Source organism: Sphingobacterium sp. JUb20 (assembly GCF_004342035.1).
GTDB classification, from domain to species: domain Bacteria; phylum Bacteroidota; class Bacteroidia; order Sphingobacteriales; family Sphingobacteriaceae; genus Sphingobacterium; species Sphingobacterium anhuiense.
Map to the genome: position 1 here is coordinate 44,758 of NZ_SLYV01000015.1, position 21,827 is coordinate 66,584.

General features: G+C 36.4%; 16 protein-coding genes. 8 read left to right on the forward strand and 8 right to left on the reverse strand.

From position 1 onward, the window contains the following. Positions 1 to 53 precede the first annotated feature (53 nt). Positions 54 to 1,136: a hypothetical protein gene (locus EDF66_RS21950; RefSeq protein ID WP_132845081.1), complete on the forward strand. Its 1,083-nt coding sequence runs from the start codon at positions 54 to 56 to the stop codon at positions 1,134 to 1,136. Between the two features lie 20 nt (positions 1,137 to 1,156). Here EDF66_RS21950 and EDF66_RS21955 read toward each other — a convergent pair whose 3' ends face one another. Then, positions 1,157 to 3,178, reverse strand: a complete 2,022-nt coding sequence (locus EDF66_RS21955; RefSeq protein WP_132845083.1) for a recombinase — start codon at positions 3,176 to 3,178, stop codon at positions 1,157 to 1,159. Between the two features lie 647 nt (positions 3,179 to 3,825). On the opposite strand from EDF66_RS21955, the gene EDF66_RS21960 reads away from it, so the two are divergent. Next, positions 3,826 to 5,226 (forward strand): family 10 glycosylhydrolase, encoded by a 1,401-nt coding sequence (locus EDF66_RS21960; RefSeq protein WP_207898725.1) that lies wholly within the window; start codon positions 3,826 to 3,828, stop codon positions 5,224 to 5,226. A gap of 78 nt (positions 5,227 to 5,304) precedes the next feature. On the opposite strand, the gene EDF66_RS21965 is transcribed toward EDF66_RS21960, so the two are convergent. Beyond that, positions 5,305 to 6,429, reverse strand: coding sequence for a lipid II:glycine glycyltransferase FemX (locus EDF66_RS21965; RefSeq protein ID WP_132845084.1), 1,125 nt, complete (start codon positions 6,427 to 6,429; stop codon positions 5,305 to 5,307). Between the two features lie 277 nt (positions 6,430 to 6,706). Next, entirely contained in the window at positions 6,707 to 7,690 is a 984-nt protein-coding gene (locus tag EDF66_RS21970) for a lipoate--protein ligase (RefSeq protein WP_132845086.1), read from the reverse strand. 356 nt (positions 7,691 to 8,046) lie between these two features. Here EDF66_RS21970 and EDF66_RS21975 point away from each other — a divergent pair, with 356 nt between their 5' ends. From EDF66_RS21975 to EDF66_RS21985, 3 genes are all read left to right on the forward strand, one after another. Beyond that, positions 8,047 to 9,573, forward strand: coding sequence for an NYN domain-containing protein (locus EDF66_RS21975; RefSeq protein WP_132845088.1), 1,527 nt, complete (start codon positions 8,047 to 8,049; stop codon positions 9,571 to 9,573). A gap of 760 nt (positions 9,574 to 10,333) precedes the next feature. Continuing rightward, positions 10,334 to 10,861 (forward strand): RNA polymerase sigma factor, encoded by a 528-nt coding sequence (locus tag EDF66_RS21980; RefSeq protein WP_231576874.1) that lies wholly within the window; start codon positions 10,334 to 10,336, stop codon positions 10,859 to 10,861. After that, entirely contained in the window at positions 10,851 to 11,522 is a 672-nt protein-coding gene (locus tag EDF66_RS21985) for a hypothetical protein (protein WP_132845089.1), read from the forward strand. Before EDF66_RS21980 ends, EDF66_RS21985 begins: the two co-directional genes overlap by 11 nt. Before the next feature lie 78 nt (positions 11,523 to 11,600). Here the strand turns inward: EDF66_RS21985 and EDF66_RS21990 are convergent, their stop codons facing one another. From EDF66_RS21990 to EDF66_RS22000, 3 genes are read right to left on the reverse strand one after another with little or no spacing between them, the layout of a single operon-like run. Next, a complete protein-coding gene (locus EDF66_RS21990) occupies positions 11,601 to 12,836 on the reverse strand; it encodes a Glu/Leu/Phe/Val dehydrogenase dimerization domain-containing protein (RefSeq protein ID WP_243656115.1) in 1,236 nt (411 codons plus the stop codon). 18 nt (positions 12,837 to 12,854) lie between these two features. After that, positions 12,855 to 13,982 (reverse strand): 4-hydroxyphenylpyruvate dioxygenase, encoded by a 1,128-nt coding sequence (hppD, locus tag EDF66_RS21995; RefSeq protein WP_132845091.1) that lies wholly within the window; start codon positions 13,980 to 13,982, stop codon positions 12,855 to 12,857. Positions 13,983 to 14,007: 25 nt separating this feature from the next. Beyond that, entirely contained in the window at positions 14,008 to 15,165 is a 1,158-nt protein-coding gene (locus EDF66_RS22000) for a homogentisate 1,2-dioxygenase (protein ID WP_132845093.1), read from the reverse strand. A gap of 385 nt (positions 15,166 to 15,550) precedes the next feature. Between EDF66_RS22000 and EDF66_RS22005 the strand changes: the two genes are divergently transcribed. Continuing rightward, complete coding sequence (locus EDF66_RS22005) at positions 15,551 to 16,525, forward strand: fumarylacetoacetate hydrolase family protein (protein WP_132845095.1); 975 nt, start codon at positions 15,551 to 15,553, stop codon at positions 16,523 to 16,525. Positions 16,526 to 16,555: 30 nt separating this feature from the next. Continuing rightward, positions 16,556 to 17,461, forward strand: coding sequence for a flavin reductase family protein (locus EDF66_RS22010; protein WP_132845097.1), 906 nt, complete (start codon positions 16,556 to 16,558; stop codon positions 17,459 to 17,461). 143 nt (positions 17,462 to 17,604) lie between these two features. Here EDF66_RS22010 and EDF66_RS22015 read toward each other — a convergent pair whose 3' ends face one another. Beyond that, the gene (locus tag EDF66_RS22015) at positions 17,605 to 19,374 is read right to left on the reverse strand and encodes an aromatic amino acid hydroxylase (RefSeq protein ID WP_132845098.1); all 1,770 of its coding nucleotides are present in this window, start codon (positions 19,372 to 19,374) and stop codon (positions 17,605 to 17,607) included. 291 nt (positions 19,375 to 19,665) lie between these two features. Continuing rightward, on the reverse strand, positions 19,666 to 20,202 hold the full coding sequence (locus EDF66_RS22020) for a GNAT family N-acetyltransferase (RefSeq protein WP_165902489.1): 537 nt from the start codon (positions 20,200 to 20,202) through the stop codon (positions 19,666 to 19,668). Positions 20,203 to 20,739: 537 nt separating this feature from the next. Between EDF66_RS22020 and EDF66_RS22025 the strand changes: the two genes are divergently transcribed. Beyond that, positions 20,740 to 21,738 carry a beta-ketoacyl-ACP synthase III gene (locus EDF66_RS22025; protein WP_132770764.1) on the forward strand — a complete coding sequence of 333 codons (999 nt, stop codon included), beginning with the start codon at positions 20,740 to 20,742 and terminating at the stop codon, positions 21,736 to 21,738. The last annotated feature ends 89 nt before the right edge of the window (positions 21,739 to 21,827 follow it).

Below are 21,827 nucleotides of genomic sequence, written 5' to 3' on the forward strand. Positions count from 1 at the left end.
GCAGATCAGAATTTACATCAGAACCTTTTTATTAGATTTTTATTTTTAGTCCTATGAGATATTTCACACTGTCTTTGTTTTTAGTATTTACATACTGTAATCTGTTTGCGCAACAAAGCGACCCATGGTATGCATTTTACAATCAAGACAGTACTCTTATTGGTTTTAAAGATGGACTTAGCTATGTGAAAATCAAACCTAAATTTGAAGGTGTCACAAGAGCAAATCGTTTTGATGATATCTTAGCTGCTACTGAAAAAAATAATGGTCAATGGAATTCATTCTATCTAACAAAATCAGGCCGTAAAATTGGTCACGATAGCCTGCATATCATCGACAATGGCGCCGATTGTGAAAGTGAAGGATTTATCCGATTTAGAGATCCACAAACTTATTTAACAGGTCTTTTCAACCGGAATGGCGATATCGTCATTCCCGCCATGTACAGTGGCTTGACCCGCGTTCATAATGGTCTTCTGGTTGCTTTAAAAGGAGCTACAAAAAAACGCGTCGGAATAGACAGCTTAATAACTTGGGTTGGTGGTGAAGAAGTACTTTTAGATACAAGTAATAACGTTATAATTGCAGATTTTAAATACCAACCAACTCTAAATTTTTTCTCTCTTCAAAAAACAAAAGAGCTTTTAGATGATCCCGCTCGAATTTCTTTTGTCGGAAATGACGGTTTACATTATTCCTTTATTAATTTTCAGAAAGAATTTGAAAATTGGTTAAAGACAGACTTACTGGTTGATTTAACAAAGTCAAAACTATTAACGGCAACTTATCCAAAAGTTACTTGGGAAACGTCCATTGCTTGGGAAACATCGGATAAAATCGTGTTTATCGAACATAATTTTGATCTTATTAAAAATAAACTGATGGAAATTACAAACTCAGATACGGATTATTTCATTTCGGCAGATGGCTTAAATCCCTTTATGTTCGATACCCCAGAATTTCAGAAATATTTTAATAATTGTGGTGAATCAAAAGATTGGCAATATCCGACCATGTCTATCATTATTTCCCATAAGAACAAAAAGGATATGGTTCAGGATCATCTTGAATTCTTAAGAACAGATGAAGGGTATCAACTTTTATGTGTCACCATCAGAAAAGGTCAGTTAAAATAGCTTACATATGCAGACCTATATTACGATTTATCTTGAGGTGGAAAGAAAAATGACCTCGGACTAATTTTAAAATAAATCCAGACTGCTTTTGCCATTTTAATCAATTCTCCAAAGGATAAATTACGGGATCGAAATGCGAGCGTCAACGATAGTGAAAAACTAACAGCAAAATTAAAAAAACCAATAAGCCCTATACCTAAAATGCCCCAGATCCACATATCAGTAGTCAGCGACATGTTATTCCCAAATAATCCTAAAGCTAAATTTCCGCTCGCAAAAGTAATATGCCTAATATCTAAATTAAGACCTAAAAACATACCGACTGAAGCTGTTGTTCCCATAAAAACCCCGAACCAGATATTAGAAACGATCCCTGCCCATTTCTTTTCATAAAAACGGGCAACTTTTGCAGTTTTCTCCTTACCGAATACTTTCTTTAACACCGGTTGTTCCTCGATTCGATAATACACTGAATTGTGTTTATCACGGTTAGAGATACTACCGGCAATAATTCCTGACAAAAACAAAAAAACACCTGCTATACAAGCATGCAAGATCATAGGAGTTTCGGTCGGATTAAGATCATTGACCAAGGTCATCCATTTCCCTGCTGCCGCATTATAATGGAAAAGTTCCTGTATACCCCATATTAAAACAAGACTTACGGGAAAAGCCATTATCACATTGCCTACAAATGCAATGAATTGTGAACGGAACAATCTTGCAAAAAATACCGCAAAATTCCAGTATCTATGTCTGGTATCATCTTGTCCTGATGCACCATTCTCAATTGCAGCAACTAAAGCAGAAGCAGTCATTGCGGGTTGCTTTGTCGCCAAGGTTGCTCCAAATAGATAAATAGCTGTAAATCCGATCGCATAATTTATACTATAAAGTAAAGCATGTCCAAATTCGCTTGTCTCTACTTTACCTAAAAACAATTTCAGGATACACATAACGCCTACAATGATGCCGCCACCACAGGCCGAGCGAAACATGTTCCAATATTCTTTCTTACTGGAGGTAATATAATGCTCTCCGGTCTGTGCGGTATGGTGCGTAATTTCGTAAGCCAATAATTGTGTACTCTGTCCAACAAGTTTGCGAATATTACTCTTACGGCAATTGTAACCGATCAACGTCTGAGCAAAAGCAATACTTTTATCAACCTTTTCCTGCTCTTTATCAATAACCAAAAAAGAAATGATGGCTTTAATTCTTTCCAATTGTTGCCGGATCCTTAATAAAGATTGATTGACCTTAATTGAGATGCCAAAACGATGAGAGTTTGCAAAGGCGGTATCAATATAATTTTCACATTGCTTATGCAAAACCAGGATTTGTTTATAAGCAAGATCATCCGAGGTCATAAAATGCAAGTTACCCGCTAAAAAACGATCGTTAAGTTCGCTAAACTCACGCATGATGGCAATAAATGGACTATCAAAATTTTGAAATTCAGGAACCATCTTGTTGACATCTGTTTCCATTGCCCTACCTGTAATACGTTGAACCAATACTTCAAGACCATAGAGAATCTCCTTGATTTCGAAGTTGACATCGCTCTCGTATAATGAATTGAAATCACATATCAGATAGAGTTGTTGCAACTGATCATTGGGAATGACGGCAACCCAATCTGCATCTTGCGAATGATAGAAAAGCTGATTTAACACATATTGCAATGTTGATTTAGGAGGTTGTGAAGGAAGATATTTCTCCGTTATTCTCTTTTTGATCTCATACCTAAAATCGGCATAACTGATAATTCCGGTATCTGAAATTAATTGATCAAAATCTTTATGATCAATAACTCGACGCACATAAGAAGAAAAACTGAACCTGAAGTCAGGTGAAGCTTCTAAATAAATCAATAATGGCGCAATATCGACCTGGTAATATAACGATCGTCGCTTTGGTCTAAAGATATCTATTAATGCAGCCAAGAAGTCCAGCTCGATGTAGGCTGGATCACTAAGTTGAGCCTCGAATCTTTCAAAAAGTTGTTTTATCTCTTGACTGGCATTTACTTTTTCTCTCATGTAGAACAGCTTGAAATTGCGTAATAATAAAATTAGAGTATGCTGATGCTATTTACATTATAAAATACAGCAGGCATATGGCTGTTAAAAATTTCTCTTGTACTATTGGAAATTTCTAAAATGGTAAAACCTAAAGGCATCGTAATAATTCGTATACTTTTCATTTTTTACATTTCTTCAATGATAATGCCACTTTATCATTGCGTACAGAGAACTGACATGTTCCTCATCATCATATTACGAGTTCTCTCAACTGACCTCATTGCTTAAATATACGACACAAATGATCAAATTGTGAGGAAAATAGTTAAAATCTGTTAAAATTCATGATCAATTATATTAATCGGCATACTAAATGCGTTTAGTATGTATTCATAATTTAGGTTAATAATTGGTTAGTTAAAACGCCTGGAGTTCCCCGCTTCAGGCGTTTTTTAGTACACCATGTAACGTTTTCTTTTAGAAATTTAACGCTATCCTTAATTTTTGCTAGATCAAACAATAAAAATCACTTTGTCTAATTAATGATTAAAACGAACCAAAAGCTATAACCATTTAGTCCAATTTGATGAAAAATATTTATATTGCAGCTTAAACAGTATAAATCGAAACATAACCAAAACCGTGTTTCAATAAAGCTATAAATTATGAATCACCTTCATTTGTCACGCATGCGTTTTTACATTCTTTTTTTCTTTGGGCTATTTCTATTTACCGCTTCTGAAACCAAAGCGGCCGAAAAGGATGGTCAGCCTATGTTCTGGACTTGGTTGGATTACAGACCTACAAGCAATTTTGATTCCTTATGCCGTGAAATGCAATATCTAGGTATTGACGGAGTGATGCTCAATGCACCATCACCCGACGATTACAGAGTTGCTATCCCGATCGCCCATAAGTATGGGATTAAAGTTGTGGCTTGGTTATGGACCATGAATCTAGAACATGATCGCGAGAAGATATTAAAGGAACATCCGGAATGGTTCAGTGTAAACCGTAACGGAAAAAGCCTGGCAGATACAACAGCATACGTCGGTTATTATAAATTTTTATCTCCAGTCTTACCTGAAGTCAAAGACTATATTAAAAAGAAAATTGAATCATACTGTGCTGTAGAGGGCTTAGATGGTATATCGATCGATTATCACCGCTATGTAGATGTTGTGCTCCCAACTACACTTTGGCCAAAATATAATATTGTTCAAGATCGCGAATATGCGGCCTGGGATTATGGTTATCATCCCGTCGCAATCCAAAAATTTAAGGATCAATATGGCTATGATCCTAGAACACAAAAAGATCCTTCCAGTGATCTTAAATGGAGACAATTCCGTTGTGATCAGATTACAGATGTGGCTAATATGATCGCAGACGTTGTACATGCTAGTGGAAAAATTATGGCAGCATCGCCATTTCCAACCCCTAAAATGGCATCCCGTATGGTAAGACAAGATTGGGGAAAGTGGAATCTGGATATGGTATTCCCAATGGTATATAGTAATTTCTACACGGAAGATGCTAGTTTCGTCAGAGACTGTACAATTGAAAATGCAAGAGATAAAAATAAAATGACCAGCTTATATTGTGGGCTGATGGCTAGTAATAGCGACTCTATGTTTACAGAGATGGACGAAGCTTTAAATCATGGTGCACAGGGAATTGCAATTTTTACGGTAAACAGCATCCGTGATCCTAAAGTCAAAGAAAAATTTAAAAATTATACTGCACAGGCAAAAGCAAAAAAAGCGGCTAACAATGGAATAATGCCTCTTGTTGGGACGAATAAGGTTGAAAAAGATCCTTTCAAAAAAGAAGGTATTATGAATTTGATCACAGCTAAAATCCAAAAGATGGTATCTGGTTCAGAAACTGCAACCAGCCTTCCTGCGGTAAAATTATCAAGTTTCAAAAAAGTAGCTTCCTATGATGTTACAGAACGTTATTTGGTGTCTGATAAAATCAGTAATAAAAAATTCCACGTCACTTTTTATTTTTATGGAGGTATCCTATCAGGCTGGAATGTAGACGCAGTAAAAGAAACCGTGTAAAATTTACTCATCCAAGAAATCGGAACATATTTCAATATCGAAAAGGGTTGATCATCGCTATGATCAACCCTTTTTAATTTAACTCAAGTGGTAACTCTGGTTCTTGAATTCCATAGAAGTATAATATTTATATTTCTCATTATCCAGTGGATAATCCCAACAGCCCATACGATGAAAGATTTCACCACCAAAACCCGTTTTAAATCGGTACAATCCATACATCGGATGTGACTCATCTGCCTGCGGAGCAACTCCAAAAAAATCATATTCAGTACAGCCTTTTTCTTTTGCGATTTGCATAGCACGCCATTGCAATGCATAGGTTGCCATATAATTTCTATTTTCTGTGGCTGATGCTCCGTAAAGATATGTCCCCCTATTTGCTGACACGACTAAAAACATGGCTGCTAACGGTTTGCCCTCGACCTCAGCAACTAATAAATGAACATCTGCCGGTGAAAGGGTATCATTAGCACGAGCAGAAAGTACAATTCTAAAATAGCTGATATCATGTAAAAAGAAATTATTCCGCACTGCAGTCTGTTTATACAGGTCATACCAAATCGCTAAACTATCCATACCAAGAGAGCGAATGTTGACTCCTTTTCGCTTTGCTAAATGGACATTATAACGCGTTTTGGCCTTCATTGCACCTAATAAGCTATCTTCATCTTTTCTCAAATCCATAAAAATGGTATTTGAAGGTAAGATATCGGTATTGGCTTTTCTTAAGTTCCAATTATTGGTATTAAAATTAAAACGGATTTCCTGAATTTTTTTATCCGGAACTCCTAACCAGTTGCCATTGATATCATAACAGTCATCGTCTTTTGCCCAATGTGATTCCCAAGATAAATCATAACGAATCATAATGCAGTTTTTAGGTAAACAAGATCTTAAACTCTCGGACAATTGCTCCAAGAAATAGCCTTGATTTTCAACCGATGGTTCGATCTCTGGTCCATAGGGAACGTAGGCAATACTGTGCTCCTGATCGATAGCCTGAATCAAAATCAATAGATCTCCTATAAAATAGGCACTGTCTTCGGAATCGATATAAAGATCTGCTATCTTAGTTTTAAAATTAAATGCTTTTGAAGTTACACCCTGTAACCTTTTTACTTCAGACCAATAGGCCGTTTGCTGAATGATTGATGTTTGATAAATCTGCTTAATTTCTTTGTCTTCTATTTCGGCAATCATGACGTTTTTTAATATTAAATCAATGGGCATTGAAATTTGAAACTTCCGTTTTCAAATTTCAATGCCCAAAACGACAAACATAACCATAAAGATTAAAGACGGCAAGTCCATTTGTCAGGGACTTGTTAAAATGAAGCATAATTATCAAAGATGCAAGATCTTCTCGCTGACTTCAAATAAGAACAAGGATAAAGTAAGACTTAAAAATTATGAGCACTCTTCAAATTGTCTTAAAAATTCAATAACGAGCGAAGAGTACTACTGAAATAACCCAGAGTTATTTGAACAATTCCATTAATTCTGCAATATTAACTTTACCGAAGTAAGCCGTTACATCATGCTTTTCCAGTAATTGTGCAAGGTGGACAGCCTCATGTTTTTGTCCGATCAATATATTCTCCAGCTCCTCAATTGGTTTTGATGCAAAAAAATCTCCAAATATCTTCGCCTTTTCAATATACCCTTTATGGACATCTAAATGTATTTCAATAAATCCAGCAGGTATCTTTATTGCTTTCTTAAAATTGTAATTTGGAGAAAAGCCAAAATTCCATTCCCAGGTACTGTACTTTTCTGCTACCAATTTTTCGATCCCCAGAATATCTTCATCCGTTAGTTTATAAATCTTAGCTTCAGGATTATTCTTCCTCATCTCCTCAATCAACAATTGCTTGAAAGCTGAGACTGTCATATCTTGTGGTAGGTACTCATTCAGATTAATTACACGTGCACGATTGGACTTGACAGCTTTATCTATAAACTTCAAAGGATTAACTTTTAGTGCATCGCCCAGTACCTCCATCTGTGAACTAATCAATAACGTACCATGTTGGATCATTTTTCCATTTTTTGCAAGTTTGGCATTTCCACTAAATTTCCTCCCTTCAATCAACAGATCATTTCTCCCTTCCAATTTTGCAGGTATGTTCATACTATTTAACAACGATACGACGGGCTGAGTAAATGTCGAGAAATCCATAAAATCATTTTCGCCCAACAAGATGTGAAAAGAAAAATTCAGATTTCCAAGATCATGATAAACCGCTCCTCCCCCTGACATCCTTCGAACGACCTTTATTCCTTGAGCTTGAACATAATCCAAGTTAATTTCAGCTAATGTATTTTGAAATTTGCCTATGATAATTGAAGGTGCATTAATATACAGAAGGAAAATAGCTTCTTTTGCGTATTTATATAATAAGTATTCTTCCGATGCTATATTAAAATAAGCATTATTAGAAGGTGAATCGATAATCAACATAAGATTGAAATTTTAACAAAAATAATAAGTTTTTGACAGAAAGACGATGCCGGGCCTTCGGTGCTTTATACAGGATCAAGTCTGGTCAATAATACCTTCATAAATAAACAGTTTTAATCTCTAACAATGAAATAGCTTCAATAATTGAAAAAAGCGGAACATGGATTAAGAAAAATATTAAATGAAACCATTATATTTACAAGAGAAGAGCTATTAAAATAACGTTAAATACTTTTCCACGAAGTGTATTACGCTGCTTTTTTTATCAACTATACTTCGTTCAGATTACATAAGAGAAATAAATGATTAGAATTTTATTGCAAAATAATAGATCGTGCATATTAAAGAAATAAGGGATGCCAGAAGAAACAGAAAAAAAAATAGCGATCTTAATTGATGCTGATAATATCTCCTATAAAAAGATAGAAGAGATATTGAATGAAGTAAAACGATATGGGATCCCTACTATCAAGCGTATTTATGGAGACTGGACTAGTCCTTATGTTGAAAACTGGAAAGATAGTCTTTTGACTCATGCTATAACACCTATTCAGCAATACAGTTATACACAGGGCAAAAACTCGACCGATTCGGCTTTGATCATAGATGCCATGGATATCCTACACTCGGATCGGGTAGATGGATTTTGCATTGTTTCAAGTGACAGTGATTTCACACGTTTAGCAACTAGACTACGTGAATCAGGAAAACTTGTCATTGGCATAGGAGAAAGAAAAACACCAAAACCGTTCATATCTTCATGTGATAAGTTTATTTATGTGGAAATTCTTGAGAAAGAAGTTTCAAAAAAGGCGGTAAAAAAGAAAAACAATAATACCAGTCCGACGCCATCACCAATTGAACGGAACAAAATATCAGCATTGGATGAAGAGACGCTCGAACTATTAAAAGACACTGTAGATGATACGGCTGATGAAAGCGGATGGGCATTTTTAGGGGAAATTGGTAGTTTATTTAATAAAAGAAAACCTGATTTTGATGCCCGTAATTATGGATATGAAAAAATATCGCATCTTTTCAAGGCTTATAAAGAAGATTTTGAGATTGAAGAACGGAATACTGAAAAATCAAGAATAAAGAATTACTACATTAGAAATATCATCAATAAAGTCACACCGGCTACTCCTGCCGTCCCGAAAGCGGAGCATCCTACTCCTAATCAATTAAAAACGACACAGTCTCACTCCAGTTCCGCGCAAACAGGACATAAAGGACATAATCAAGGAAAGCAAAACAATCCGGGGCAAAATAAAGTGGTAAATACACCAAATTCCACCAAAACAGAAAGTGTATCTAGTCATCAAGGAAAGACTGTGAATACGCAGAATCCCCCTGATCAAGCAGAAAATATCTCCGGAAATCAAAAACAAGAAAATACAAAATCAAGTTCTGCGAAATCCAAAAGTGCGACCAATAATCAGAAACAAGGGAAAGGGCAAGCTCACACTGAAAAAGCTGAAATTTCTGTAACTAATCAAGGTAATGCAGACAATAATACTTCAGAAGCTACTCAAACAACTGATGGAACACCTTCAACAGTAAAAAATACAACAATAAATTTAGAAACGGCAATCCTTCCCTCTAAAGGAAATCAGATCACTGCAGAAGATGTTACTAAAAATCAGATTAGGATAACGAAGGATCTAAAACAATTGTTCCCAAATAAGACAAAAAAAATCCGAATTCTTATTGATAATGAATATGAGTGTTCCTTTTCATATAGAAGGGATCGTTCACATGTGCTCAGTCTGGGAACTACTGCCGCACAAGAGTTGGAACTTGAAGCGGGAATATCCATTAAAGTTACAAAATTAGGCGAAAACTCTTATCAATTAGAGAAAGTGATTAAAGAAAGTAACTAAAATTACTATAAATCATGTAATATTGTTAATGTAACACAATTAATAATAACTAGTTTATCTTTTGGCACAACATTTGAAATAACTTTTATTCATAATTTAGATTAATAATTGGTTAGAAAATGCCTAAGGCTCCCAACCTGAGGCATTTTCATTTTTAAACCTATATGCTCAGGTTCAGAATATTCTCAAATACTCCTCTAATCCTTAATTAAACATCTTTTAATCTAATAAATTAAAAGCTTAATACAATTTTAATTTAGGGTAATTAACAAATTACTTAACGAAATATTAAAAATCAATATCATAGTTTTATTGTTATAGTATATAAATAAGCCATGCATAAATGATTTCCAAAACCGAAGTGAACTTAAAAGTACACAGTATGTATAGGGCAATAGAAAAAGTTATGAGCTAACTTCCGGAACAAGCAAATACCTAATGGATTACCAATAGCATTAATCCATGCGTAAAACAGGACAAATACATGACGTAGGAAATTTATGGCAATCGTAATTCAGTTAGGCTATGTGCACTTGTAAATTCATCCGGATAAAATCCTATTTTTAGAACAGCTATCCGATAGCCTGATCAGTGATGGTCATTCACATTTTAACAACAGCCCAGAAGCCTTGATTTAATTTAGCAAAAAAAAGTGTAACGAAACAACAAGACCCTGTACTTACTACCAAACAAACAGAAAGGAACATATCCCTAAGCAATAGGTTTATGAAAAGAAATAAGGCATTACTAATTAAAACATTTGCAAAAGCATAATATGCAGGCAGACTCTTTAATCGAAAAAACATTTTTAAACCTAGTAGAGGTTCACAAAGGCATCTTGCATAAGGTCGCTCGATTGTACATGGACAGTTCGGAAGATCGGGAAGATTTGCAACAAGAAATCATCATACAATTGTGGAGATCCTATCAGAACTTTAAAGGAGAGAGTGCCTTTTCGTCCTGGATGTACCGGGTGGCTATTAACACAGCCATTTCCTATTTTAAAAAAGAAAAACGAAGAAGTGATGTGTATACTTACGACAATATAAAAGAGCCTGAAAATGAAGATTACAATCCTGAAAAAGATAGACAGCTGGAGATTTTTTACCAGGCGGTACAGGAACTAAATGCGGTGGAAAAAGCTTTGATCTTTTACTTTATGGAAGGACTATCGCATCGAGAGACAGGTATACAGCTCGGTTTAAGTGAAGGAAATGTACGTGTAAAATTGAATAGAACGAAAGAAAAATTACAACAAATCATAAAAAAAACAAATTATGAATCTTGATGAATTAAAAACGGCATGGAATTCCGAAAGCACAAATGATGTGCGTATTCCATCAAAAATAAAACAGCTCGGGCAGGCTAAGCATCCTTTAGATAAACTAAAGCGGAAAATGAAAAGCGAATTTTATCTGCAATCTTTCTGTATCCTATTTGTGGCTTTTATCCCAAAACTGCTGAATATAGATCCATCCCTATATGTTCTATATTATGCTTTCTACGCACTATCATTAGCGATATCAGCATATTATTTAAACCTTTTCCGATTATTCTATAATAAGATCAATCATTATACAGCCGATACAAAGGATAGTTTATTGGAAATATACTATGAGCTTAAAATTAATATTGAGCGCTATCATGCCTTTAGTTTTCTCCTGCTCCCAATAGCATTAGTTACCCTAGGTATGTATAGATACAGTATGCGATTGCAGTTTACAGAATTTACCGACCCGGATCAATCCGTAATTTCTTTTACCATATTAACTTTAACTGTAAGTATCATTACGATATTAATAGTCCTTACATGGACAAGATATTTTTATAGTCCTTATCTCCTGCAGTTGAAAAAAATATTGGATGAACTTAAAGAAGAAGAACTAAAAGAGAATGAGTTTAGTATAAATAATTCGAATGAAAATATACAAAAAGACGGTAGGCAATAAACCATATCAAAAATCAATTACAGAAAAAAGCATTTGCTGAACGGCAAATGCTTTTTCCATTATATGTTGACATCTCGATTACACCAATTGTTTAAGTGCAATTTCATATGCTTTTGAAGACAGATGTATTTTGGATTCTGATATTGCTCTAATCCGATCTATAGCTTGCCCGATAACACGAGATACATCCGAAAATAACGCATCATCAGAAATTTCTACATTGGGTTGCATCAGATAGGCAAACACCCGAGCCATACCACAATTTGCTATAAAATCTGGAATGACAGAGACTTGAGAATCGGCATATTCCATGACCGGCCCATAAAATATTTCCCGATCTGAAAAGGGAACATTCGCTCCAGAAGCAATCAGCTCCAATCCGTGTGTGACTAATTCGCTTACCTGTTCTTTTGAAACCAAACGAGAAGCAGCTGCCGGAATAAAAATAGATGCACCCATACGCCAGATCTGGCTATTGACTTCTTCAAAAGATAACAAATTTGGGCTTGCTAGTTCATTTCCTTTACGATTTAAAAATAGTGCAGTGATCTCGTCTTCTGTAAAGCCCAACGGATTTGTTAAACCTCCTGCACGGTCAATAATGCCTACAATCTTAACCCCTAATTTGCTTAAATAAAATGCAGCCGCCGCCGCTACATTCCCCCATCCCTGTATAATTGCACTTTTACCAATACAATCGGTATCGTAACATCTGTAAAAGTGTTTAACAGCTTCTGCCACACCATAACCAGTAATCATGTCAGCAATTTTGTATTTGCGCTTCATGTCCGGACTATACTGCGGGTCTTCCAAAACTTTAGAAACACCGTACCGCAACTGCCCTATCTGATGAATTCGTTCATTTTCACGCACATTAAAATGTCCATTCAATACCCCCTCTTGCGGGTGCCAAAGGCCATACTGTTCTGTCAAAGGAATAACATCATGAATTTCATCGACATTCAGATCACCGCCTGTACCATAGTAATTTTTAAGTAACGGAGTGACCACCTTAAACCATCTATCAAGTACTCCTTTTTTTCGTGGATCGGAAGGATCAAAGTTAATTCCAGATTTAGCCCCACCGATTGGAGGTCCAGAAACTGTAAATTTAACCTCCATGGTTTTAGCCAATGATTCAACTTCATTTTTATCTAACCCCTTTCTCATGCGTGTCCCTCCTCCTGCGGCACCTCCACGCAAAGAATTGATAACGACCCAGCCTTCAGCCTCTGTTTCCGTATCTTTCCATTCAAATACAATCTCAGGTCTTTTACGCTCAAACGCCTGCAGCAGATCTTTCATGTTTTCCATATTCTCGCTAATCTATGATTATAAATTTCCTCGCTTTGCCTGTTCACGTTCTATTGCTTCAAACAAAGCTTTAAAATTTCCAGCACCAAAACTCTGAGCACCTTTACGTTGTATGATTTCAAAAAACAAAGTTGGTCGATCTTCTACTGGCTTAGTAAAAATCTGTAAGAGATAACCTTCATCATCACGATCAACAAGTATTCCGAGGTCTTGAATAATTTTTATTTCTTCATCAATTTGACCGACACGATCGGGTAACATATCATAATACGCTTCTGGTGGCGCTCCTAAGAATTCAACACCTCGCGCTTTCAGCTCTTTTACTGTTTTGACAATATCTTTCGTCGCTAATGCGGCATGCTGTACACCTTCACCTTCATAAAACTCCAGATACTCTTCAATCTGCGATTTCTTTTGTCCCTCTGCAGGCTCATTAATCGGAAATTTCACATATCCATTGCCATTACTCATCACTTTGCTCATCAATGCAGAATATTCGGTATTGATCTGCTTATCATCAAAAGAAAGTACATTAACGAAGCCCATAACCTGCTGATACCACTCGACCGTTTCATTCATCTTGTTCCAACCGACATTCCCCACACAATGGTCAATATATAGCAAGCCTACTTCTTCTGGCTGATAATCACTTTCCCATACTTGATAACCTGGTAAAAATACACCGTTATAATTTTTACGTTCTACAAACAGATGGACCGTTTCACCGTAAGTATATATACCCGAGGTAACTGCCTCACCATATTCATCAGATAATACCTGTGGCTCCTGATACACTTGAGCACCTCGCTTAGTTGTTTCTTCAAAAGCTTTTGTAGCATCATCTACCCAGAGGGCAAGAATCTTAACACCATCACCATGCTTTTTAACATGTTCTGAAATGAGGTGGTCTGATCGTAATGCGGTAGTCAACACCAGACGAATCTTACCTTGTCTTAAAACATAGGATGCACGGTCCCGTACCCCCGTTTCTGGACCTGCATATGCTTCGGACTGAAATCCAAAAGCCGTCTTGTAAAAATGTGCGGCCTGCTTCGCATTGCCCACATAAAATTCAATATAGTCAGTACCGTTAATGGGCAAAAAATCTTGCGCCAAAGCTATTTTTTCAGCAAAAGTCTGTTTCATTTTAGATTTCTTTTATAATTTATTATTAACTCAACCAGGATTTAAAATATTCTTGATCTTCAATTTCCAAAGCTTCTTCTGTCAGCATTAATGGTCTAAAAGGGTCGATCATAACCGCTAATTCATCGGTCTGTTTCTGACCGATACTTTTCTCCACTGTTCCAGGATGCGGACCGTGAGGAATTCCTCCAGGATGTAGCGTAATTTGACCACGCTCTACACTTTTACGGCTCATAAAATCGCCATCTACATAATATAGAACCTCGTCGGAATCCACATTGCTGTGGCTATAAGGAGCTGGAATCGAGTCCGGATGATAATCATATAGACGTGGACAGAAACTGCAAACAACAAAACTGTCGGTTTCAAAGGTCTGATGTACCGGTGGCGGTTGATGCAATTTCCCCGTAATAGGCATAAAATCATGGATTGAAAACGCCCAAGGATATTGATAACCATCCCAGCCAATGAAATCAAAAGGATGACTACCATATATATACGGATATATTAATCCCTGTTTTTTAATTTTCACTTCAAAGTCACCTAATGAATCATTAGTCTCTAATTGTGACGGTTTTCTAATATCGCGTTCATAAAATGGCGCATGTTCCATCAATTGACCAAATTCATTTCGATAGCGCTTTGGCGTTCGGATCGGCGAAAAGGATTCGACAATAAATAATCGATTCTCAGATTGATCAAAATGAATCTGATAAATCACACCGCGAGGAATAACAACATAGTCGCCATATGAAAATGGAATCTGACCATAACCTGTTTTAACGACACCTGATCCCTGATGAATAAAAATAATTTCATCTGCTTGACTATTTTTATAAAAATAATCCGTCATAGATTGTCTAGGAGCAGCTAAGGATATATGCAAATCATCATTGACCAGAACCGGTACCCGACTTTCCAGATAATCGTCTTTCGACTTTATAGCAAATCCTTTTAGACTTGTGTGTTTCAAATGCTTTCGCCGTGCTATTTTAGGAGACACATCATAGGGTTCTCCAATCTGTTTAACTAATGTTGGCGGATGACAGTGATAAACCAACGAATATGTGCTTGAGAATCCGTGTGTAGAAACCAGTTCTTCGGAATACAAAGCACCATTAGGTTTCCGAAATACGGTATGCCTTTTAGAAGGAACTTTCCCCAATTGATGATAAATTGGCATAAGTAAATAAGTTTTAAAAAGTGAAATGATATATATAGTGAAGCATGGATCAAACGAATGACACAAGCACAGATAAATAAGAAAAGAGGAAAAATTTAATACTGCGCAAACACCACAGCAGCGATCAAGGCCTTCAAGAAAGCACTCATTCCGAAAATGACTCTTACATATGTGAGTCTGCTGGTGTTCATAATTGGATTTTTGTTTATATCAAATATAATATTTTAATTTTTAATAATTCATAAAAAACAAAGAAAGTTAACCCCGAACTTCCTATATTTAACCAAATTACATCAAACACGGTGTACAAAAATTCTTTTTTAACGTTGAAAACGTACATATAAATAAAAGAGAAAACCGATTTCAATACTATATTCATGACATTATGAAACTTGTTACCTGTATTCTGGAAGATAGTGAACACCTGGCTTTTTTAATAGGTACATCTATATATCCTTGTGGGAATGTTGATTCTAAATTTCCAGATTCTATGGATAAATATCTCCATGCAGCTTTAAGTATCAAAGCCGCCATGAAGGATGCCTATCAAAAGCTTTTTAGTTCAAAAAATGTAGAAACACACCATACACTTGCTAACACAATTTTAGAAGCTCCCATACCCCGTCCAGGTTCTTTACGCGATGCTTATGCATTTCGTCAGCATGTAGCAACCTCCCGTAGAAACCGCGGTTTAGAGATGATTCCTGAATTTGATCAATTTCCTGTCTTCTATTTTTCAAACCACCGTGCTATCTACGGTCCAGGCGTTGTTTCCTGCATGCCCAAACATTTAGACAAACTTGATTTTGAATTGGAAGTTGCTATTGTTATTGATAAACAGGGTAAAAATATAGCTGCATCAGAAGCGGACTCTTATATTGGTGGCTTCATGATCATGAATGATATCAGTGCCCGAACATTACAGATGGAAGAAATGAAACTTAACTTGGGGCCTGCTAAAGGAAAAGATTTTGCGACGGTGATAGGCCCCTGTCTTGTTACAGCAGATGAATTGGAAAAATATCGTGTTAATCCGCCCATGGGCCATATTGGCGTCTGTTATGATCTTGAAATGACCTGCTCAGTTAATGGAAAATTAGTATCCAAAGGAAACCTGCGCGATATGAACTGGACGTTTGCTGAAATCATAGAACGTGTATCCTATGGTGTTGAAGTATTTCCAGGAGATGTCATCGGCTCAGGTACTGTTGGTACTGGTTGTTTTCTGGAGCTTAATGGGACTGCGAAGCTGCATGATCCATCTCATAAAGAACAATGGTTACAGATCGGCGATCAAATCGTAATGGAAGTTACCGGTTTAGGTCGATTACAAAATCACATCATCGCCGCAAATAATTAAGAACACTAAATTAAATAAGCTACTCAACATATGACTACAGAAAAAACAACAGTAATAGATCCAGTTGAACAACAAGCAATATTTGATAATCTTATCAAATATGCGGTAGCTCCGCGTCCTATCTGTTTTGCAAGTACAATTGATGCGGCAGGAAATGTCAACCTGAGCCCTTTTAGCTACTTTAATTTTATGTCTCAGCAACCCCCTATCTGTGTTTTTTCACCATTGCGGCGAATGCGCGACGGTTCTACTAAACATACCTTGGACAACATGCTAGAAGTACCAGAGGTTGTTATTAATATTGTGAATTATTCCATGGTGCAGCAACAGTCTCTCGCAAGCACCGAATATGGAAAGGGAATTAATGAATTTGATAAATCAGGTTTTACAGCTATTGCTTCAGATCTGATCAATCCTCCACGTGTGGCAGAATCACCAGTTCAATTGGAATGTAAAGTTCATGAAATTATCAATCTCGGTGATGGTCCGGGAGCAGGAAATCTCGTCATTGCAGAAATAGTCCGGATGCATATTCATGAAAACTTACTAAACGATAAAAATGAAGTCTCACAGGAATCACTTGATCTCGTTGCCCGTTTAGGTGGGAATTGGTACAGTCGCGTAACAAAAGAATCACTCTTCGAAGTCCCAAAGCCTCTCCGCAATTTAGGTATAGGAGTTGACGCACTTCCCGAACATATCCGTTATTCGGATATTCTTACGGGAAATCAATTGGGTCGATTGGCAAATGTAGAGCAATTACCTGTATTGAATGACGAGAAGACTTTATTAGTAAATCCTGAAATTATAGCAATCTGGGAACAATCTCACGAAGATCTTGCCCTAAGACGTAAGTTGCTCCAGATGCATGCCGCAAAACTGTTAGACCAAGGTGAATTGATTTCAGCTTGGCAAATTCTTTTATTAGCAGTCTAATATTAAAATACGGTTTAAAATACATACTGCCATGAGATATCAAACAATAGCTCATGGCAGTTCTTTATTACTTAGCAGTCCTGGAAAGATTTATTAGTATCCCTGGATACATTTTTAAATCTCGTTCTAATCGTAGATATGCATTACTTAGGTCCTAAAAGCAATGCTATTTGGTCGTTTTTAGCTAAGTTAATGCCATCCAAAATCAATTTACTCCAATGTTGATGATCTTGAATAATTTCCAGCAATCGATTTTCAATTTGAGTTGCTAACAAATGATCTCCATCATGAATAGCCAATTCCAGTGTTTCAATATAAGCAAGCCAATCTTCGGGATAGTTATGTGTTATATTCTGATAAATCTCACTAAGTGAAACATCCGGTTCTTGACCTGTTCTTCGGTCACGAATAACTTTATAAAGCTTATTTTTTGATTTTTCGACCTCATTTTGCTGATGTACGATTGTTTTAGTTTCTGACACAAAGGCTCCTTGCTCATAAGCTTCTTTATCTGCTGCTCCACAAAAAACCGATACAATCTGTTTCCCTACAGCCATGTCATAAGTTCCCCATTCTGGATCAAATAGAATCTGACAGGATCTACTATCGACAACCTGACATGGGGAAAAGGTAATCAATTGATTTTTTTTATCCCGCTGTTCTATAGACTGAACAACTCCTCTTACCTCAATTCCAGAAGTAAAGATAAGTGTGGTGTGTTGCCCTATTTCAATGCCATATTCTTTTAGATCAGCAGCATCAAAATCTTCCAGTGCTTTGACTGCTCCTAACAGATACCCAACAGGAGACCCAAATCCATCAGCGTGATACGTCTTTCCATGACCAGAAAGCTGTCTATCTGCATAAGCTAATGCCGTTGGACCAACAGTCTTGATATATTCTATTTCACTACCAGCAATAACTGTCTGAAAAAGTCCGGAGACCTGCAATCCGGAGCTATACACAATCGTACATAGGTTCTTACAAGCAATAGCCTTTTCCAAACCAACTTTTCCCCCTACCCGAAATGACATGGTATTTGCAAATTGATCTAAAACCTCTCGCAACTGTTTAAAATCTTCCGTAACAAACAATTGAGGTTGTGGCTTCGTAATATCGTATGAATATGCTAATGCTTTCAATGAATAAGGTAATTTTGGGACTTCTTTACGCATACAGGACGCACTTTCTCCAATTGATGACAAAAGCCCTGCCCCATAAATTTTGGGATCATCTACTGTTCCAATTAGTCCATACTCAACCGTCCACCAATGCAATCTACTCAATAATGCCATTTCGGAAGGTTCACCCATATTTTCTTGTATCGCAATAAGCTTTGCTTCTGCACTTGACAGCTGCTCTTCGGTTGCACTACTACTTTCTTTAAGGATAGAAAGGTTTCGAATTGCCTCGTACAGTTCATAATCTTTCTCTGAAAACATTGCCTTTGTACCAATCTCCCCAAAATATTGCAAATATGCCGCATACTCAGGCTCTCCAATGATCGGAGCATGTCCAGATGATTCATGAATAATATCTGGTGCAGGAGTATATTCAATATGTTCAATCTGACGTATATCTGCTGCTACCACGAGTACCCGATAAGCTTGAAACTCCATAAAAGCTGCAGGAGGAATAAAACCGTCCACTGTAGCCGCTCCCCAACCCATATGTTTAAGACTGTCGTTCATCGTTTGCAGATTTGGGATTTCCTCAATCGTTAATCCTGCTTTATGAAGCCCTGGAATATAGGGATAATATGCAATATTACGAAGATATGCATAGTTCTGACGCATGACATAGCGCCACACAGCCTGATCAATTGCCGTATAACGATCATATTGTTGCGGTACAATAAAACGTTTCAGATGTTGGGGTAAGCGATTTAATACTGGGTTGCCGTAAGTTTCCATTTATAATTGAGCTATAAACAAATTTAACTTATTTTCTTGAAGATAAACGATAGCATATGAAACAGTTAGGTGTAGAAAAATCTATTTACACAAGCAAAAATGACAAGATTAGCAATGAAATCTTGTTCTTTTTACAATCTTCTTTGCACTAAGTTGAAATCATCTAACTAAAAGTCCGAGTTAACTCAAATTTTCGCAAAAATTAATGATTCTAATATCTCCTAAACATATGCGCTTGCCCGTGTGCAGCATGTTATATTTTAAAATGCAAAAAGCTCATATTAGATCCCATCATACTTTGTAATAGTCATCTTTTCTAATAGCATACAGAACGTTGATACGGTTAGGTTCACCATGATAAGCCACTTCTTCCAAAGCTATTTTTTGTGCCCCTAATCTCTCCATTGCTTTTTTTGATCTTTCATTATTATTCCCAACATGAAAATATACAGTATCCACATGATCAAATATATAATCGAGCATCATTTTTTTTACTTGAGGATTTATACCAGTGCCCCATGTCTTTGTACCATAAAAAGTGTAACCGATGAAAATACTGTTATCATCGGAACTATAATTGTAAAAACGTGTACTTCCTAAGATTTCATTGGACAGTTTATCCTGGATCAGGTAGGCACCTTTACTGATTACCGCACCTTCAAAGAAATTTTCAAACACAGGTCTTTTATACCGATCTTTATTAGGGTGTTGCTCCCATACTTTAGGATCATTAGCGACAGCGAAAAGCCTTTCGAAGTCATTATCCTGTAGCGGAACTAGTCTGATCTTACTATTTTCGAGTGGTGCTTGAATAGAAAATGGAATCATTGCATATATATTTTAATAACAGAAATTCAATTGGGTAAGCTTTGCCTCTATAAAAAATGAGCTCCCGAACAACAAATTAAGAAAACCATTCGTTAATTCAACAGGGATCTATGAAATATTTCTGGAAATTTATTATTTTCGTTTTTTTTCCGGCAGGTTATGGTTAAATAATAAAAGAAGTGCTAATAGTTTAAATAAAGGACTGTTTTTTAACGTGTTTTAATTGCATTACAATAATTTCATATATTTTGTCAACAGCAACTTTATCAAAATTATATTCTAAACAATAAAACTAAAACGGTATCATAACTAGACCGTTTTGCAAAACGGTTCAAAAAAAGTGATTCATCGTAATCATTTTGTCACAATCTTAATATTTTTCATACTGTTGTAGAAATTATCCTATTTTTACACCTCCTTTACAACTCTTTTTGGAAAAGAGAAAAAGGCAGAATAAATAAACATACTCATTAGAGATAATAAAATTAAACTAAATACCAAAAGGCGGATCATACTTGAATATGATAACCATAATATATGAATACAACTCTCCCGAATAAACTTTACGCTGCAATTACCGCAATCGGAGGTTATATCCCTCAAAATAAACGAACAAATTCTGACTTAGAAAAATTATGTGATACGAATGATGAGTGGATCATCAAAAGAACTGGTATCAAAGAACGTCGCATCTTAGAAGAAGAATTGGCGACTTCTGACATGGCCGTTCGTGCAATTCAGGATCTCGTAGCAAAGTATGGTAAAGATTTAGCTGAAGTAGATGCAATTTTAGTAGCAACTTCAACTCCTGATATGCCCATGCCTGCGACTGCGAACATCATCGCTGAAAAACTAGGTCTTACAAATGTTTGGGCTTTTGATATAAACGCTGCTTGTTCTGGTTTTCTATATGCGCTGGATATGGGTGCTTCACTTGTTGAGACAGGACGATACAAAAATGTACTTATCGTAGGGGCTGATAATATCAGTACTTATGTCGATATCCATGACCGTTCAACCAACATCCTATTCGGAGATGGTGCTGGAGTTGTATTACTACAACCTTCTACAGAAGGAGGTGTTATGGACGCCTACTTGAGAAGTAACGGAGATGGTCGCGCTTTCCTAAATATTGAAGCAGGTGGAACCCAATATCCAATAAGCTTATCGGATAATGATACACAAAAAAGATACTTACGTCAAGACGGTAAAACCGTATTTAAGCAAGCGGTACAATCAATGAGTGATGCCTGCACGCAGGTCATGCAGCGCAACAACTTAACCGTTGAGGATATCAACTGGGTAGTGCCACATCAAGCAAACCAACGTATTATCGATGCTGTAGGTCGCTCATTAAATATTCCTGAAGGCCGTACCTTAAGTAATATTGAGTATCTTGGGAATACAATCGCAGCGACAATTCCATTATGTATCTGGGAAAATGTAAAACAGATGAAGACTGGAGATCTTGTTATGTTAACAGCTTTTGGGGCTGGTTTCTCTTGGGGCGCAAGCTTATTCCGTTGGATGATATAAAAAATAAACCGCTTACTGAAACTGGTAAGTCTGTATAAAAAAAATCCCGCTAATCATAGATCGGCGGGATTTCTTTTTTGTGTGTTAAT